General features: G+C 45.1%; 17 protein-coding genes. 12 read left to right on the plus strand and 5 right to left on the minus strand.

Annotated elements, in window-relative coordinates; all coding sequences use genetic code 11:
• Window positions 1-106 precede the first annotated feature (106 nt).
• From ACVW0P_RS05345 to ACVW0P_RS05360, 4 genes are all read left to right on the plus strand, one after another.
• On the plus strand, window positions 107-994 hold the full coding sequence (locus ACVW0P_RS05345) for a flavin reductase family protein (protein ID WP_457131500.1): 888 nt from the start codon (window positions 107-109) through the stop codon (window positions 992-994).
• A 75-nt stretch (window positions 995-1,069) separates the two neighbouring features.
• Window positions 1,070-2,089: a class I fructose-bisphosphate aldolase gene (locus ACVW0P_RS05350; protein ID WP_457131166.1), complete on the plus strand. Its 1,020-nt coding sequence runs from the start codon at window positions 1,070-1,072 to the stop codon at window positions 2,087-2,089.
• 42 nt (window positions 2,090-2,131) lie between these two features.
• The gene (locus ACVW0P_RS05355) at window positions 2,132-2,857 is read left to right on the plus strand and encodes a DUF3891 family protein (protein WP_457131167.1); all 726 of its coding nucleotides are present in this window, start codon (window positions 2,132-2,134) and stop codon (window positions 2,855-2,857) included.
• 107 nt (window positions 2,858-2,964) lie between these two features.
• The gene (locus ACVW0P_RS05360) at window positions 2,965-3,495 is read left to right on the plus strand and encodes a peroxiredoxin (protein WP_457131168.1); all 531 of its coding nucleotides are present in this window, start codon (window positions 2,965-2,967) and stop codon (window positions 3,493-3,495) included.
• A 7-nt stretch (window positions 3,496-3,502) separates the two neighbouring features.
• On the opposite strand, the gene ACVW0P_RS05365 is transcribed toward ACVW0P_RS05360, so the two are convergent.
• The 5 genes from ACVW0P_RS05365 to ACVW0P_RS05385 all read right to left on the minus strand — a co-directional run bounded on the left by ACVW0P_RS05365 (window position 3,503) and on the right by ACVW0P_RS05385 (window position 8,492).
• The gene (locus ACVW0P_RS05365) at window positions 3,503-4,249 is read right to left on the minus strand and encodes a LytR/AlgR family response regulator transcription factor (protein ID WP_354429334.1); all 747 of its coding nucleotides are present in this window, start codon (window positions 4,247-4,249) and stop codon (window positions 3,503-3,505) included.
• Window positions 4,246-5,280, minus strand: a complete 1,035-nt coding sequence (locus tag ACVW0P_RS05370) for a sensor histidine kinase (RefSeq protein WP_457131169.1) — start codon at window positions 5,278-5,280, stop codon at window positions 4,246-4,248. The genes ACVW0P_RS05365 and ACVW0P_RS05370 overlap by 4 nt, the downstream gene beginning before the upstream one ends.
• A gap of 73 nt (window positions 5,281-5,353) precedes the next feature.
• Window positions 5,354-6,187: a LiaF transmembrane domain-containing protein gene (locus tag ACVW0P_RS05375; protein ID WP_457131170.1), complete on the minus strand. Its 834-nt coding sequence runs from the start codon at window positions 6,185-6,187 to the stop codon at window positions 5,354-5,356.
• Between the two features lie 256 nt (window positions 6,188-6,443).
• On the minus strand, window positions 6,444-7,499 hold the full coding sequence (locus ACVW0P_RS05380) for an agmatine deiminase family protein (RefSeq protein ID WP_457131171.1): 1,056 nt from the start codon (window positions 7,497-7,499) through the stop codon (window positions 6,444-6,446).
• 123 nt (window positions 7,500-7,622) lie between these two features.
• On the minus strand, window positions 7,623-8,492 hold the full coding sequence (locus ACVW0P_RS05385) for a carbon-nitrogen hydrolase (protein ID WP_457131172.1): 870 nt from the start codon (window positions 8,490-8,492) through the stop codon (window positions 7,623-7,625).
• Window positions 8,493-8,693: 201 nt separating this feature from the next.
• Between ACVW0P_RS05385 and ACVW0P_RS05390 the strand changes: the two genes are divergently transcribed.
• The 8 genes from ACVW0P_RS05390 (at window position 8,694) to ACVW0P_RS05425 (ending at window position 15,391) form a co-directional block, all read left to right on the plus strand.
• On the plus strand, window positions 8,694-9,656 hold the full coding sequence (locus tag ACVW0P_RS05390; protein WP_457131173.1) for a lysylphosphatidylglycerol synthase transmembrane domain-containing protein: 963 nt from the start codon (window positions 8,694-8,696) through the stop codon (window positions 9,654-9,656).
• Window positions 9,657-9,789: 133 nt separating this feature from the next.
• Window positions 9,790-11,568: an aromatic amino acid hydroxylase gene (locus ACVW0P_RS05395; RefSeq protein WP_457131174.1), complete on the plus strand. Its 1,779-nt coding sequence runs from the start codon at window positions 9,790-9,792 to the stop codon at window positions 11,566-11,568.
• 22 nt (window positions 11,569-11,590) lie between these two features.
• On the plus strand, window positions 11,591-11,839 hold the full coding sequence (locus ACVW0P_RS05400; RefSeq protein ID WP_457131175.1) for a hypothetical protein: 249 nt from the start codon (window positions 11,591-11,593) through the stop codon (window positions 11,837-11,839).
• A 10-nt stretch (window positions 11,840-11,849) separates the two neighbouring features.
• Window positions 11,850-12,191, plus strand: coding sequence for a type II toxin-antitoxin system VapC family toxin (locus tag ACVW0P_RS05405; RefSeq protein ID WP_457131176.1), 342 nt, complete (start codon window positions 11,850-11,852; stop codon window positions 12,189-12,191).
• Complete coding sequence (locus ACVW0P_RS05410; RefSeq protein WP_457131177.1) at window positions 12,188-12,892, plus strand: SDR family NAD(P)-dependent oxidoreductase; 705 nt, start codon at window positions 12,188-12,190, stop codon at window positions 12,890-12,892. Before ACVW0P_RS05405 ends, ACVW0P_RS05410 begins: the two co-directional genes overlap by 4 nt.
• 121 nt (window positions 12,893-13,013) lie before the next feature.
• Entirely contained in the window at window positions 13,014-14,081 is a 1,068-nt protein-coding gene (locus tag ACVW0P_RS05415) for an NADH:flavin oxidoreductase/NADH oxidase (RefSeq protein WP_457131178.1), read from the plus strand.
• A gap of 206 nt (window positions 14,082-14,287) precedes the next feature.
• Window positions 14,288-14,707 carry an OsmC family protein gene (locus ACVW0P_RS05420; RefSeq protein WP_457131179.1) on the plus strand — a complete coding sequence of 140 codons (420 nt, stop codon included), beginning with the start codon at window positions 14,288-14,290 and terminating at the stop codon, window positions 14,705-14,707.
• A gap of 93 nt (window positions 14,708-14,800) precedes the next feature.
• The gene (locus ACVW0P_RS05425) at window positions 14,801-15,391 is read left to right on the plus strand and encodes a DUF4230 domain-containing protein (protein WP_457131180.1); all 591 of its coding nucleotides are present in this window, start codon (window positions 14,801-14,803) and stop codon (window positions 15,389-15,391) included.
• The last annotated feature ends 1 nt before the right edge of the window (window position 15,392 follow it).

Below are 15,392 nucleotides of genomic sequence, written 5' to 3' on the forward strand. Positions count from 1 at the left end.
ATTAAAGACCGTCATTGCGAGGTAAGAAGCAATCTCTACACAGGCAGAGCCGCCCTGTATAGCAAAGAGATTGCTTCGTACCTCGTAATGACGCGTGGAGAAGAACATGCTGTCACTGAACATTAACGACCTTACCCCGTTACAGATCCAGGCTTATCTGAACAGCGCCATTGCGCCAAGGCCTATTTGCCTGGCGTCAACGGTAGATAAAGCGGGGAATATAAATCTAAGTCCGTTTAGTTTTTTTAACCTGTTTAGCGTTAACCCGCCGGTGTGCGTGTTCTCGCCAAGCCGCAGGGTAAGGGATAATACCACCAAGCATACGCTGCAGAACCTGCAGGAAGTGCCCGAGTGTGTCATCAATATTGTTAATTACGATATGGTGCAGCAGGTATCGTTATCCAGCGTGGAGTATGCTGCCGGGGTAAACGAGTTTATAAAGGCCGGGCTTACTCAATTGCCCTCCGAACTTGTAAAGCCGCCCCGCGTGGCCGAATCAAAGATCCAGTTCGAATGCGTGGTGAAAGAGATCATTAGCCTTGGCGATACCCCCGGCGCTGGCAACTTGGTAATAGCCGAAATAAAACTCATCCACATTAGCGAAGATATTTTGGATGCCGATGGCGCGATAGACCAGTATAAAACCGACCATGTGGCCCGCCTTGGCGGCGACTGGTACTGCCGAGTTACTTCCGATAACCTGTTTAAGGTTGCAAAGCCCGTGCGCACGATTGGTATTGGCGTAGATGCTATTCCCTCAGCCATCCGCAACTCAAAGGTGCTTACCGGCAATAATCTTGGGCAACTGGGTAATGTAGAGGAATTACCAACGAATGAAGCCATTGAGGCCTACGCGCAAAGCGATGAGATCAAAGAAATTTTTGACGCCACCATCGGCGATAGCCAAACCCGCGACCTACAACTGCACCTAAAAGCAAAACAACTTTTGCATGATGGCTTGGTGAATGAGGCCTGGATAGTGCTCCTGATGTAGTTTTACATGCGGGTGATGTTATAATTGCAACAATACTTGATGTTATAACGTTGCCATTACATATATATGATACCTATGGATAAGCAAAGTTTAAAAACCACCGCACAACGGTTAATGGCAGGCGATAAGGGCCTTTTAGCTATGGACGAAAGTATCCCTACAGCCAACAAACGTTTCGAAGAAGCAGGCATCCCACAAACGGAAGAATACCGCCGCAAATACCGCGAAATGATCGTGACCACTCCCCACCTTGGCGATTGCATAAGCGGAGCGATCCTGTTTAGCGAAACCACTAAACAAGCTACTACAGACGGCACACCTTTTATAGATGTACTTGTAAAAGCCGGCATTATTCCCGGTATTAAGTTGGACGAAGGTGCTAAAGATATGCCCGCTTTTCCCGGTGAAAAACTTACCGAAGGTTTGGACGGATTGCGCGACCGCTTAAAAGATTACGCTGCTGCAGGTTTAAAGTTTGCCAAATGGCGCGCCGTGATAACTATTGCTGATGGTACACCTACCGACGGTAATATCTATGCCAACGCTTATGCCCTTGCACAATACGCCGCCCTTTGCCAGGAAGCCGGGCTGGTACCCATTGTAGAACCGGAAGTATTGATGGATGGCAACCACACCATAGAACGATGCTTTGAGGTCACCCAGCGTGTTTTACACATTGTTTTTGAAGTGCTGATAAAACAGCGCGTTTATTTAGAAGGAATGATCCTGAAACCTAACATGGTGCTTTCCGGCAAGGATGCCCCAACACAGGCGGATGCCGATGAGGTAGCCGATTTAACGATTGAATGTTTATTGCGTAGTGTACCCGCGGCTGTACCCGGTGTGGCTTTTCTTTCGGGCGGGCAATCGGCGCAGGATGCCAGCGCGCACCTTAACGCCATGCATGTTAAATATAAAAATAAGCTGCCCTGGGCGCTCACCTTCTCGTTTGCAAGGGCTGTTCAGCAGCCCGCTATGGATCATTGGAAAGGTAAAGACGAAAATGTAGCCGTTGCACAGCAACTATTACACAAACGCCTTAGCATAAATAACGCGGCAAGGCGTGGTGAGTATGCGGTTGCGTTAGAGGATTAACAGCTATGTAAACAATTTTCCTTTTTAATGATTATCCCTTTGATGATCGTTAATTACACGGAACAGGGTTGGGAAATTATTACGCAAAGGGCACATGGCTTGCTCGCCGCGCAAATTGCAATGCAATGGCGTGAAAAGGAACACCCCGAACGCTGGACAGAAACCCTTATAGCAATTGCCGACCACGACGATGCCCAAACCGAACTGGAAGCCGACGACCTGCTGACCCCGCAAGGCGGCCCAATAGATTTTAGTATGAAAAAGTTTGAGGCTGAGCATTGCCAAAGGCTGCACAATTTTTCAATCTCAAAAAGCCGCTATATAGCCCTGCTTACATCTATCCACATGAGTTTCCTGCATAAAGACGAAGCTCGCACCAACCCGGCAGTAAGATCTTTTTTGGAGGAGCAGGTAAAGTTTCAAAAGCAATGGATTAAGGAACTTGGAATCGCCTCAAAAGAAGCTAACCGAGCTTATGGTTTATTAGAATGGTGCGATGCTTTTTCGTTATTACTCGCCCAAAATGAAGTACAGCCTGAAAGCCGCGTGATAGAAGTAAGCCAAGGCCCGAATGATAAACAATATAAGCTGATGGAGAATGATAGCGGTACGCTTACCATAAAACCCTGGCCGTTCGAAAAAAATAGTTTTAGTTTAACTTTGGAAACCAGGTTGCTCACTACCCTACAATTTAAAAGCTGTGCCCAATTTAAAAGAGAACTGGCCGAGGCAGGTGTTGTTGAAAGGGTATGGAAGTTGGAGAGATAGATAAGTCTGGCAGGCTTATCGCAGGAACAAGTGACCGTTTATTTGAAAAAAATGATTAGGCGTAAATCGCTTTAGCATTAAACTGCGTATTTATTTAAAATATCTCCATGAAAAATATCTTCGCAACGTTTGCATTTACTTTATTTATATCGATGGCTGCATCGGCACAAAACCCGTCTAAACCCTTAGCAATTGGGGATGCGGTACCCAACTTTACGTTGAAAGACCAAAACGGCAAGGCTTTTAACATTAAAGATGAGATTGGGAAGCATATCATGGTCGTTTATTTTTACCCAAAAGATGAAAGCATGGTTTGTACCAAAGAAGCCTGTGCGTTCCGCGATAGTTTTGACGATTATACCAAGGCCGGTGCGCAGGTGATAGGCATAAATGGCGGAACCGTGCAAAGCCATAAGGCTTTTGCAGATCATTATAAACTGCCGTTTGTTTTATTAAGCGACCCCGATAATAAGGTTTACAAAATGTTTGGCGTTCAAAAGAAATTCTTTATGAGTGGCAGACAAACTTTTGTGGTAGATATGAAGGGCAAGATCGCATTTTCATATGAGGCGATGCTGAGCGGCGCAGGGCATTCAGAGAAGGCACTGGCCGTAGTAAGATCACTCAATAAAAAGTAATAAGCGGCTATATCCCCAATACCTGTTTCAATTTCACATACCCTGTTTTACTAACCGGGATCTTAGCACCCGATTTTAGGATCGCCAGGTGGCTGTCTTTCTCGTATGGGTCCAACCGAGTTATTTGCTGAATCGCTATGATGTAGGAGCGGTGCACGCGCACAAAGTACCGAGGGTCAAGCGTTTTCTCGAAGAACGCCATGGTCTTGTTTTTAAGGAAGGCACCTTCGGCAGTAATTACGCTTACATAATCATCGTCGGCTTGCAGGTATTCAACATCCTGTACAGATATGATCTTTACTTTGGTGCCGGTTTTTACCACAATACGCTCGTTTTGCGCGGGCGATTGTGCCGCTTCTTCTAACAACGGATTGGTGCGGGTTACCGGGGTAGGGCCGGCAGGGGCTTGGGCTAATAACTTTTCTATCGCCTTGGTAAAACGCTCCTTGCTAAAAGGCTTTAAAAGGTAATCAACCGCATGTGCCTCAAAAGCTTTAATGGCGTACTCATCAAACGCAGTGGCGAAAATTACAGCGGGTGGGTTATCTACCAGTTCCAGCATCTCGAAGCCGTTTATCTTGGGCATCTGCACGTCTAAAAATATCAGGTCGGGCTGGTGCTGTTGTATGGCTTTAAGGCCTTCAAATCCGTCGCCACATTCCTGCAGTACGGTTATCAGGGGGAAATCCAGTAAATATTCTTGTACAACCATACGGGCCAGGGGCTCGTCGTCAATAATTAAAGCGCTGATCATAACTGCGGTATTTTTATTATGGTTGTAAATATATTATCATTTGCGTGAGTTTCCATTAAATCATTACGTGCAAATATCAAATAAAGCCGTCTTTGCACACCGCTTAGGCCAAAACCGGTGCCCTTGCTGCGCCTGCTTGTTTTAGGATCATAAGGGTTTTGGATCATAATGATGAGATATTGGTCTTCGGTTTCGGCACGTACGCTAATGGTAACATCGTCGGTAGTATCGTATAAACCAAACTTAATGGCATTCTCTACCAGTGGTTGCAGCAGTAACGATGGCAGCACAGCTTCCCCACATTTATCGTCGCAGCTTATCTCGGTTTGCAGGCGGTGACCAAAACGCACTTTTTCTATATCGAGGTATAAATTTAAATGCGCAAGCTCATCGCTTAGGGGCACCAAAAGCTGGTCGTCTTTTTTTAGGGTTCCCCGCAAAAAGTCTGATAACTGGTGGATCATTCGCCTGGCTTCATCAGGCTTAAAGCCAATAAGGGCGTTGATTGAGTTTAGGCTGTTGAACAAAAAGTGCGGCTGTAATTGCTGGCGAAGGTTATATAACTCGGCATCGCGGGCAAGTTTTTCGGCCTCGGTTTTTCGTTCTACAGTCTTTTTATGGTCGAGCTGCGAGTACCACAGGGCGCTGATCATGGCCATCCACCCGATAGCCAAAAATAGCGTGAAAAACCTTATCACTAATGATTGTTGCAGAAAGTTAAAATACACCTGCCCCATATTGAACAAAGGCATAACGTAACGGATGCCGGCAATACAGGCACCGGCAAGTGCCGCGCACCATATCAGCAGGTAGATATAGCTTTCTTTATCGGGCTGGTAATAGCGCAGGTTGTTATTGATAAGCCAGCAAGCACCTGCCAAAAGCAATGCACTTATGCCCGCATCGCTTGTTGCGGTCACCCACGGGAAACCGAAGCCATGTATAATGTATGCCTGCAGGGCAGCCCATACCAGGCCACAAACCGTGAAGGCCCCAAGTAATTTTGATTGCGATATGTGTGATGCCGCCAAAGCTTTTTATTTAGTAGCCTCACCTAAGCCCTCTCCGAAGGAGAGGGCTTAGATAAAACAGTTATAAATTTTGTTAATAGCTGCGGATATCTACCCCCGCAAATATGGATACGCCTTTTAGCACCAGCACCTTTTCGGCAGGGTTGGGCTTTGCGGTTTTAATGCGCTTATCGTCTACGCCTGCAAATACGGCTGCCAGATCTGGCACTACATGCCAGTTGGCCGGAACGATGATCTTGGTGCCGCCAAACATTTGGGTAATATCGATCGTAACGCGGCCGTGGATATCCGCCTGTGTAAAATCAAGTTCGGTACCGCCAAACACGTTGGTAATATCGCCCCCCTGGAAGTTTTTAGATAGGATGGTTTTGTTAACACCGCCAAATATCGCGGTAGCGTTAAGGTAATCATCTTGTGTGGGTGGCGGGATGTTGCCAATGGGCTGCTCGGCAGTTTCCTGTTCGGCTGTGCCGTCGGTATCAAAGTTTGCCAATGGTTTTTCGCCAGTGGGCGTGCCAAATGGATTTGCGTTGTACTTTTTATCCCAGTAATCGTTATTAGGGATAACGGGTTCGTTCCTTTTACGCATAATGATCCATAAACCAAAAGAGATAAGGATCACCGGGAAAGCGATGTCGCCCCAGTCAACCCTTGGGAAAATATCGTCAAGGAAATTGAGCGCACCAATTATGACTAATATAAACCATATAGGTTTACGGAAATTATGTTTAGCCCCAAAATACAGGCCTATAACTATGAGCCCTACAGGCCAGCTTAACAACCAGTTTGGGAAAAAGAAAAAGTTAAATTGTTTTACAAGCAGTATACCGCCTACTGCCAATAGTATCACCCCGGCTAAAACCTTGTTTTTTGGGGTACGGTTTGTTTCGTCTATATGATTGGACATGGTGTTGTTCTATTTAATCTTAACCAAAACTAACTTAAGATTGCAGATATGCAAACCTAATATTGGCAATATGATTAAACAAGTCGGTAAGTGTGGGGGAATTGTCGGTGAAAAATTAGGTTGGGTGTTTCTTCGAAGCGTGATATGTCGCGTATCTGGTGATATGCGATTAATAAATATTTCGTGACCGTTCTAAAGTGAGGCGCGTAGTATCGCATTTCTATAATAAAATGTATTTCACGGCTCTACAATAACCCTAAACCGCCGGCTCCTGCTGGCTCAAACAATGGAAACTCCCTAATCCCCAAATAATGTCTGTCGAATCTATGCCAACAACCTTTCTGTCGGGGAAGCATCCCTGGATAATATCCAGCGCTTTATCGTCATGGTGCGAGCGGAATGTTGGTACAACCACCGCGGCATTGGCAATATAAAAGTTAGCGTATGATGCAGGGAGTCGCTGGTCATCGTATATTACCGGTTCGGGCATGGGCAGCTCCACAATGTTTAGCTGTTTGCCATTCAGCAGGCGCATGGTTTTTAGGGTTTGCAGGTTCTCTTGCAACAGGTGGTAATTCGCGTCGTTGTTGTTATGCTCAACAACAGTAACCACGGTATCGGTATTTACAAAACGGGTAATATCATCAATGTGGCCGTCGGTATCGTCACCAACAATGCCATCTCCCAACCAAAGGATTTGCTCTACACCGTAATAGTGTTGCAGGTAACCTTCTATTTGCTGCTGGTTTAAATGTGGGTTACGGTTTTTATTAAGCAGGCAAGCGGTGGTAGTAAGCAAAGTGCCCGCGCCGTTAAAATCAACCGAACCGCCCTCCATCACAATGCCGGGGTGGTAAACGGGCAGGTTAAACTGCTTTCCAATTTTTGTCGGGATAACGTCATCCAGATCGTACGGAGGGTATTTATCGCCCCAGGCGTTGTAGCCCCAGTCGACAATTATCTTTTCGTTGGTCTTATAATTCACCAAAAAAGCGGGCCCATGGTCGCGGCACCAGGCATCGTTTGTACCAAACTCAAAAAAATCAACCTTTTTCAGATCTACACTGGCAGCCTGCAATTGCTGTTTGGCAAAAGCGGTCATTTGCGCATCAACCGTATTTATGCGAACCAATTGCCCTTCGGAAACCACCTTGATGAACTCGCAATACTGCGGATAAACAAGCGGCAATTTGCCCGGCCACGAAGCCTCCTTATGCGGCCAGCTAAGCCACATAGCGTCTTGCTTTGCCCATTCAGCCGGAAATTGGAAGCCTTTTAAGTTTGGGAATGTATTGGTTGATGGTTGGCTCATAGTAATACTGTATTAGACCGTCATTGCGAGGTACGAAGCAATCTCTTTGCTATACAGGGCTGACCTGCCTATGTAGAGATTGCTTTGTACCTCGCAATGACGAGTGGGGGAATTGTCGGTTAACTAATCGTTGTCTAAAAGTCTTTTCGTAATCGGTTGGTAACTGTCAATTCTTCTGTCACGTAAGAACGGCCAGTGGCTGCGGTAATAATCAGACTGGGCAAGGTCGAGTTCCTTAACGATCACTTCTTCCTGTTCAACAGTAGTTTGGTGCAATAATTCGCCAAACGGATCGGCAAAGAACGAGCCTCCCCAAAATTTAACACCGGCTTCTTCGCCAACACGGTTTACGCTTACCACGTGCACGCCATTGGCAATAGCATGGCTGCGCTGTATGGTTTGCCATGCGTTATATTGTTTAACGTTGGTAGCTTCGTCCTGCGTGGTGGCCCAACCAATTGCGGTTGGATAGAACAAGATCTCGGCACCCATCAAAGCGGTAATGCGGGCAGCTTCCGGGTACCATTGGTCCCAACAGATGAGTACGCCTATGGTAGCAAATTTGGTTTTGAAAACTTTGTAACCCAGGTCGCCGGGGGTAAAGTAAAATTTCTCGTAAAAGCCGGGATCGTCGGGGATGTGCATTTTGCGGTACTTGCCCAGGTAGCTGCCATCGGCATCTAAAACTGCGGTAGTATTGTGGTAAACGCCTTGCGCGCGTTTCTCAAATAAAGATGCGATGATCACTACACCCAGTTCGCCGGCTACTTTTTGCAAAGCATCGGTGGATGGGCCGGGGACAGGCTCGGCTAACTTAAAGTTATCGTAATCCTCCACATCGCAAAAATACAGCGATGTAAAAAGCTCCTGCAGGCAAATTATCTGCGCGCCGTTAGCGGCTGCCTCGCGTACTTTAATAATAGCTTTATCCAGGTTTTCCTGTTTGTTTGCGGTGCAGTTCATCTGCACTATCCCAACTTTTACCTTACTCATATCTGATAGAAATTTGCGCAAAAATACCGTTTTTTTAGAGATTAGTGATTAGATAATTAGAGATTAGTTGAGCCTGGGCACACATTATATTGTAAACTTTTGCGCTGCAGTTAGGGTGATTTTATAATGCTAATGTTAAGGTATGTTAACTAATCTCCAATCACAAATCAACTAATCACTAATTTATTACCTTTGCAGTTAATGAAAGACTTAGCACAAGCCGAAGAGGACGAAGCACAGGAACTGGTTGCCCCCAAAACCTTAAAACAACGTTTGTGGAGTATTACCAAGTTGCTGCTTAAATTTGTCGTTACAGGTGTTTTGTTGTACTTCGTATTCAGAAAGGTGCCTTTAGAAAAGGTTAAGTACCGTTTGATACACGCTAATTATTGGTGGATGCTTGCGGCATTGGTCAGCTTTTTTGCATCAATGGTGATCTCGTCGTGGCGTTTATCAAGTTTCTTTAAATCCATCAAATTAAAGCTCGATCCGCGCTTTAATTTCCGTTTATACCTGCTGGGTTTGTTCTATAATTTCCTGCTACCGGGTGGTATCGGTGGCGATGGTTACAAGATTTACCTGCTTCATAAAAACTATAAGCTGCCAGCAAAAAAGGTGTTTTGGGCTATTATGTTTGACAGGTTGAGCGGCCTTTGGGCTATAGGGCTGATTATTGTAGCGCTTGTATTTTTGATCCCGCAGATCGATATCCATATCGGCATCCCGCTGAGTATATTTGTTGTGGCGTCTGTCGTTTATTATTTTGTGGCTTACAAATTCTTTAAAGAGTACACGCACTATTTTTGGCAGGCACACCTTAAAGCTGTAGGGGTGCAAAGCCTACAGCTAATTGCAATTGTTTTTGTAATGATAGGGCAGGATTTTACCGGCAAATATTCTCCGTACTTATTGTCGTTCTTAATATCTGCTTTGGCAACTATTCTTCCTATTAGTATAGGCGGTGCGGGGATCCGCGAAACGGTGTTCCTTCAATTAACTAAAGTTTTCCCAATGGACGAGAGCCTGGCTACTTTCCTGCCGGGAACATTCTATATTATATCGCTCCTTGTCGCTTTGTTGGGTGTATATTATGTTATTCGCCCAAGCCGTTTAGAAGAGGGTTTGCCTAAAACAGAAGATAATTCCGAAAATCAATCCTTTTAAAATATTTAATATCGGGTGCGATTTTTTCGCCCCAATAAAAAGTAATATTTCCGCAATTTATCTGGTATAATCGGCATTTAGCTAAACCTTATTTCCTAATTTCGTGTTTGTGTTATTAACCGGATTTTGAGGAATGAGCGATTTTAATGATTTTAATAACCCGCAGGTTGCGGCATTGCCGCGCCATTTAAAGCAATTTATTGTTGACCAGCATTACGAACATTATACCCCGGTAGACCACGCCGTGTGGCGTTACGTAATGCGCCAAAACTACAGCTACCTTAAAGATGTCGCGTATTATCCGTATATCCCCGGCTTGCAAAAAGCAGGGTTGACTATCGAGAAGATCCCCGACCTGCAGGATATGAATAACGCGTTGGCAAAAATTGGCTGGGGTGCCGTTACGGTCGATGGTTTTATACCGCCCGCGGCCTTTATGGAGTACCAGGCTTACCGCGTACTTGTCATCGCTGCCGACATCCGCCAGTTAAAACATATCGAATATACGCCCGCGCCTGATATTATACATGAGTCGGCAGGGCATGCGCCAATTATCGCCGATAAAGATTACCACGAATACCTGAGTTACTTTGGGTCAATAGGGGCCAAGGCGATGTTTAGCGCGCAAGATTTTGAGTTGTATGAGGCCATCCGCGCATTATCCATACTAAAAGAAATGCCCGATGCCGAGGAAGCAGAAATTAAGAAAGCGGACGAACTGGTTGCCTGGTATCAGGACAACATGGGCGAACCATCCGAAATGGCCCTCCTAAGCCGCCTGCACTGGTGGACGGTGGAGTACGGCCTGATAGGTACGCTGCAAAAGCCAAAGATCTACGGGGCCGGCCTGCTATCTTCAATAGGTGAAAGCGCCAGTTGCATGCTGGACGAGGTTAAGAAACTACCTTATACCATTGATGCTGTAAATTACAGTTACGATATCACCAAAACGCAGCCGCAGCTTTTTGTAACCCCAACGTTCCAAAACCTGATAGATGTATTGGAGCAGTTTGCCGATACCATGTCGTTCCGCCGTGGCGGGGCGTATGGGTTGCAAAAGGCTATCGACAGTAAAAATACCTGTACGGCGGTTTACAGTTCGGGCCTGCAGGTTTCAGGCACTTTTACCGAATTTGAAGCAGGTGAAAATGGAGAGGCAACATTTATCAAAACCACCGGCGAAACTGCGCTTTCTGTTGGTAACAAACAGTTGAAAGGCCATGGCAAAAGCTACCATAAAGATGGGTTTAGTTCTCCGGTTGGTAAGCTTAAGGGACATGATAAACCGTTGGAAGATTTTACACCGGATGATTTGATAGCCGCCGGGATTGAAGTTGGTAACGATGTTTCCCTAACTTTTGAAAGTGGTATAACTGTGTCTGGTAAGGTGACGAAAATAAGTATCGAAAAAGACAAAATTGTGCTGATCACTTTCGAAAAATGTACGGTTTTAGGTGAAAAAGGGCATGTCTTATTCGACCCATCATGGGGAGTTTACGACATGGCAGTGGGGGAACAAATAACCTCGGTTTTTTGCGGCGCGGCCGATAAGGATGCCTTTTTAGAGATAGCTTATAAGTCGATAACAGGAACGCACCACTCCGAATATGATCACAATACTAAGGAGTTGCATAAGCTATACCAACAGGTGCGCAACCGGCGCCACACAAGCGGCGACCTTGGCTTTTTAGGCAATGTATGGATGACGCTCCAAAAATTCCATCATGACGATTGGCTTTGCGCCCTGGAGATATTGGAGCTTTTGGGCCATGAAGAAGCAGAACGAATACTGGCAGGAGAGATCAGGAACTTCCTGGAGCAAAAAGCAACTAACGAGCACGAGTATAAAAAACTGATAAGCGATGGCCTTTACCTCATTAAACATCCGGTAGAGGAGAAGTTGATAGTTTGAGATATAAATAGTAATTTAGAATATGACAACGCTGATTGTGAAAGTAGATGACGACCGCACGGAATCGCTCAAAAAGATATTGAGTGAGATCCCGTATGTACATGATGTTGCTGTTGAAAATGATAATGCATCTTTAAAAGAACCGTCAACCCAGTATGAGCGTATTAAATCAATTTTAGATAAGGCTAAAGGGCAAGATCTTTTTAAAGATATTAAAGACCCCGTTGAATGGCAACGAGAGATAAGAAAGGAATGGGATCGTGATCTTTGATACTAACATCTTGATTTACTTATCAAATTACACCCTTGCGTTACCAGGTATCATTTTAAATCAGGCTTCAATTTCAGTTATAACTAAAATCGAAGCTTTAGGATACGCGTTTAAAAACCAAGCAGAGCACCAGCTTTTGGTTGATTTATGTGGTGTATTACCGGTTATTCCATTAACAGATGCTATTGCAGAAGCTACGATAGCCATCCGCAAACAATACCGCATTAAACTCCCGGATGCAATAATTTATGCTACTGCTTTAGTCCAAAAGTTACCTTTGCTGACAAATAATATTGCCGACTTCAAATCGCTTGGTAATAAAGTGGAATTGATAGATCCATTTAAACTATGAACATCATTATAACAGGCGCCAGCAGCGGCGTTGGATTCGAGGCTGTATTGGAATTGATATTATCGGGTAAACATAAGGTAATGGCGCTTGCGCGATCGCAGGAAAAGCTTACCCGTTTGCTGGAAATTGCAAAAAGCTTAAATCCTGATTGTGAGGTTTTTGCTATCGCCTTTGATATAGTGCATGATGATTATGCCGGATTGGAACAGTTTATAACGGCAAACTTTGATGGAAAGGTTGATGCATTGGTAAATAATGCCGGGGTGCTCATTAATAAACCATTTATTCAGTTGCAGGAGAGCGATTTTGTTGAAATGCTGCAAAGTAACTACATAGGCCACGTGCGTATTATTCAAAGCCTGTTGAAGTTTATGGGCGATGGTTCGCATATCCTTAATATCGGCAGCATGGGCGGCTTCCAGGGAAGTGCTAAGTTTAACGGTTTGTCGGCCTATTCGGCAAGTAAGGCAGCTTTGCATACGCTTACCGAATGCCTTGCGCAAGAACTGGTAGAACAAGGCATCAAAGTAAATTGCCTCGCATTAGGATCGGCACAAACTGAAATGCTTGAACAGGCTTTCCCGGGTTACGAATCGCCGGTTATGGCGTTCGAAATGGGTAAATATATTGCCGATTTCGCCTTATCGGGTCACCGTTTTTTTAATGGCAAGGTACTGCCTGTCGCGGTTTCAACTCCGTAACGCCACTATAATATCCAATCTTCATTCCTACGTAAATAAATGATGCCTATTGGGTTCATGACAAAACCATGAACCCTAATGCATGTTACTTGTACATATTTGTACAACAAACAAACACAACATGCCGCATCTTTTTTCTCCGCTTAAAATAAAAAGTATCGAATTTAAAAACCGCATTGTAGTATCGCCCATGTGCCAATACTCAAGCGTTGATGGTTTTGCAAGTAATTGGCACCTTGTGCATTTGGGTGCATTTGCAACGGGTGGCGCGTCGCTTATTATTACTGAAGCAACCGCGGTATCACCCGAAGGCCGTATCAGCTTTGCCGACTTGGGAATCTGGAAGGACGAACACATTGCCAAGCTGAAAGAAATAACCACTTTTATTGAAGAGCATGGCGCTGTAACCGGTGTGCAACTGGCGCATGCAGGCCGCAAAGCAAGTCATGCCCAGCCATGGAACGGCGGCAAACAGATCCAACCCAACGAAGAAAATGGCTGGCAATCGGTAGCGCCAAGTGCGGTTGCCTTCAGCAGCAGCGAAACTGTGCCTGTAGAACTGGATAAAGCAGGAATAGCCAAAGTTATTGCCGATTTTAAAGCGGCTACCATCCGTGCTGTTAAAGCGGGTTTTAAAGTTGTAGAGTTGCATGGTGCACATGGTTACCTAATCAACGAATTTTTGTCGCCGCATAGCAATAAGCGTACGGATGAATATGGTGGCTCGTTCGAGAACCGCAGCCGCTTTTTGTTAGAGGTAATAGATGCCGTGAAAGAGGTTTGGCCGGCAGAATACCCGCTGTTTGTACGCCTGTCTACAACCGATTGGACGGAAGGTGCATGGACTATTGATGATTCCATCGCGTTAGCTAAAATATTGAATGAAAAGGGGGTTGACCTGGTAGATAGTTCTACAGGGGGAAACGTTGCAGGTGCAAAGATCACGCTTAAGCCCGGTTATCAGGTTGAGTTTGCCGAAGCAATTAAAAAGCATACCGGGATCCTTACCGGCGCGGTTGGTTTAATAACCGAATCCAAACAAGCCAACGAGATCATCGAAACCGGGCAGGCAGACATGGTGGTAATGGCCCGCGAGTTTCTGCGCGATCCGCACTTCCCGTTACGTGCCGCGCACGAACTTGGTGTAGAGGTGGAGTGGCCCGTGCAGTACGAACGTGCGAAATGGTAAGAGCCTCTCCCCAGCCCTCTCCGAAGGAGAGGGAGCAGCTACAAAAAAAATTTTTACCCTCTTTGCGCAGCAGAGAGGGTCGACCAGCGGAGCGTAGTCGGGTGAGTAAGATAGCTGCGATGAAATTTACGATTACTTAACACGTATAATTTTTAAAACGGCCTAACATATATTAAATTAGCAAAAACTCAGAAAAACATAAAATTATGAAACGTACAGCAAATGCACATTGGAATGGCACCTTACAAGAAGGTAGAGGCGAAATAACCACACAAAGCACCATTCTTAACAAAACACAATATTCATTCAAAACCCGTTTTGCAGATGGCGTGGGTACCAACCCCGAAGAACTGATTGCTGCTGCACACGCCGGTTGCTTTACTATGGCAGTTGGCGCGGCTTTAACCCAGCAAGGTATCACCCCGGGCGACTTAACTACCGATGCAATCCTTGACCTTGATATGCAAGCATTAGAAATTAAAGGCATCCACCTGGAACTGAAAGCATCTGTTATTGATGGTGTGGACGAAGCTAAATTTAAAGAAGTTGCAGAAGGCGCAAAGGCAGGCTGTATTGTATCTAAAGCACTTAATGTGCCAATTACCTTAAACGTTACTTACGCTTAACAAGAGAGATGAGAATCAAGAGAGAAAATACCTGTTATTATTTTCTTTCTTGTTTCCTTAATCTCAATGGCTTGGTTCTTTTATTTATTACCCATGTTAAATACCCAACGCTCCAAAACATCCTTAACCCTTGTCTTCGCCCTAATCATTACCGGGTTTTTGATCTTCCTTTTCTTTTATATCAAACATGAATTTAACACCACCCGCACAGAGGTTACCGAAGATGCCATGGTATCGCGCGTGATAAGCATGGGTAAGCTGGAATTGGTAAAATACGCCATGAAAGATGTGGTGGAGAAGAAAGAACTGTACCGAATCTTGCCCGATTCGCGTGTATTGTTTGTCGCAGTAGGAGAGGTGACCGCCTGTATAGATCTTACTAAAGTAAAACGTGCAGACATTAACCAAAGTAAAGACACGATGGAGATAACCTTGCCCCAGCCTGAGATATGTTACGTTAAACTTGATCACCAAAAATCAAAGGTGTACGATGTATCCGGCGTTTGGTTTCCAGATAAGGCACGTGCCATGGTAGAGGATGTGTACAAACTGGCCGAAAAGAAGATGCTAACCACCGCTACCGAAATGAACTTGTTGGGCAAAGCCCGCGAGAATGCCAATTTGATTTTTAAACCATTTTTAGAAAATGTATCGGCTAAAAGGGTGGTCATTAAATTTCGGTAAC

This window comes from Mucilaginibacter sp. UYNi724 (assembly GCF_054057495.1).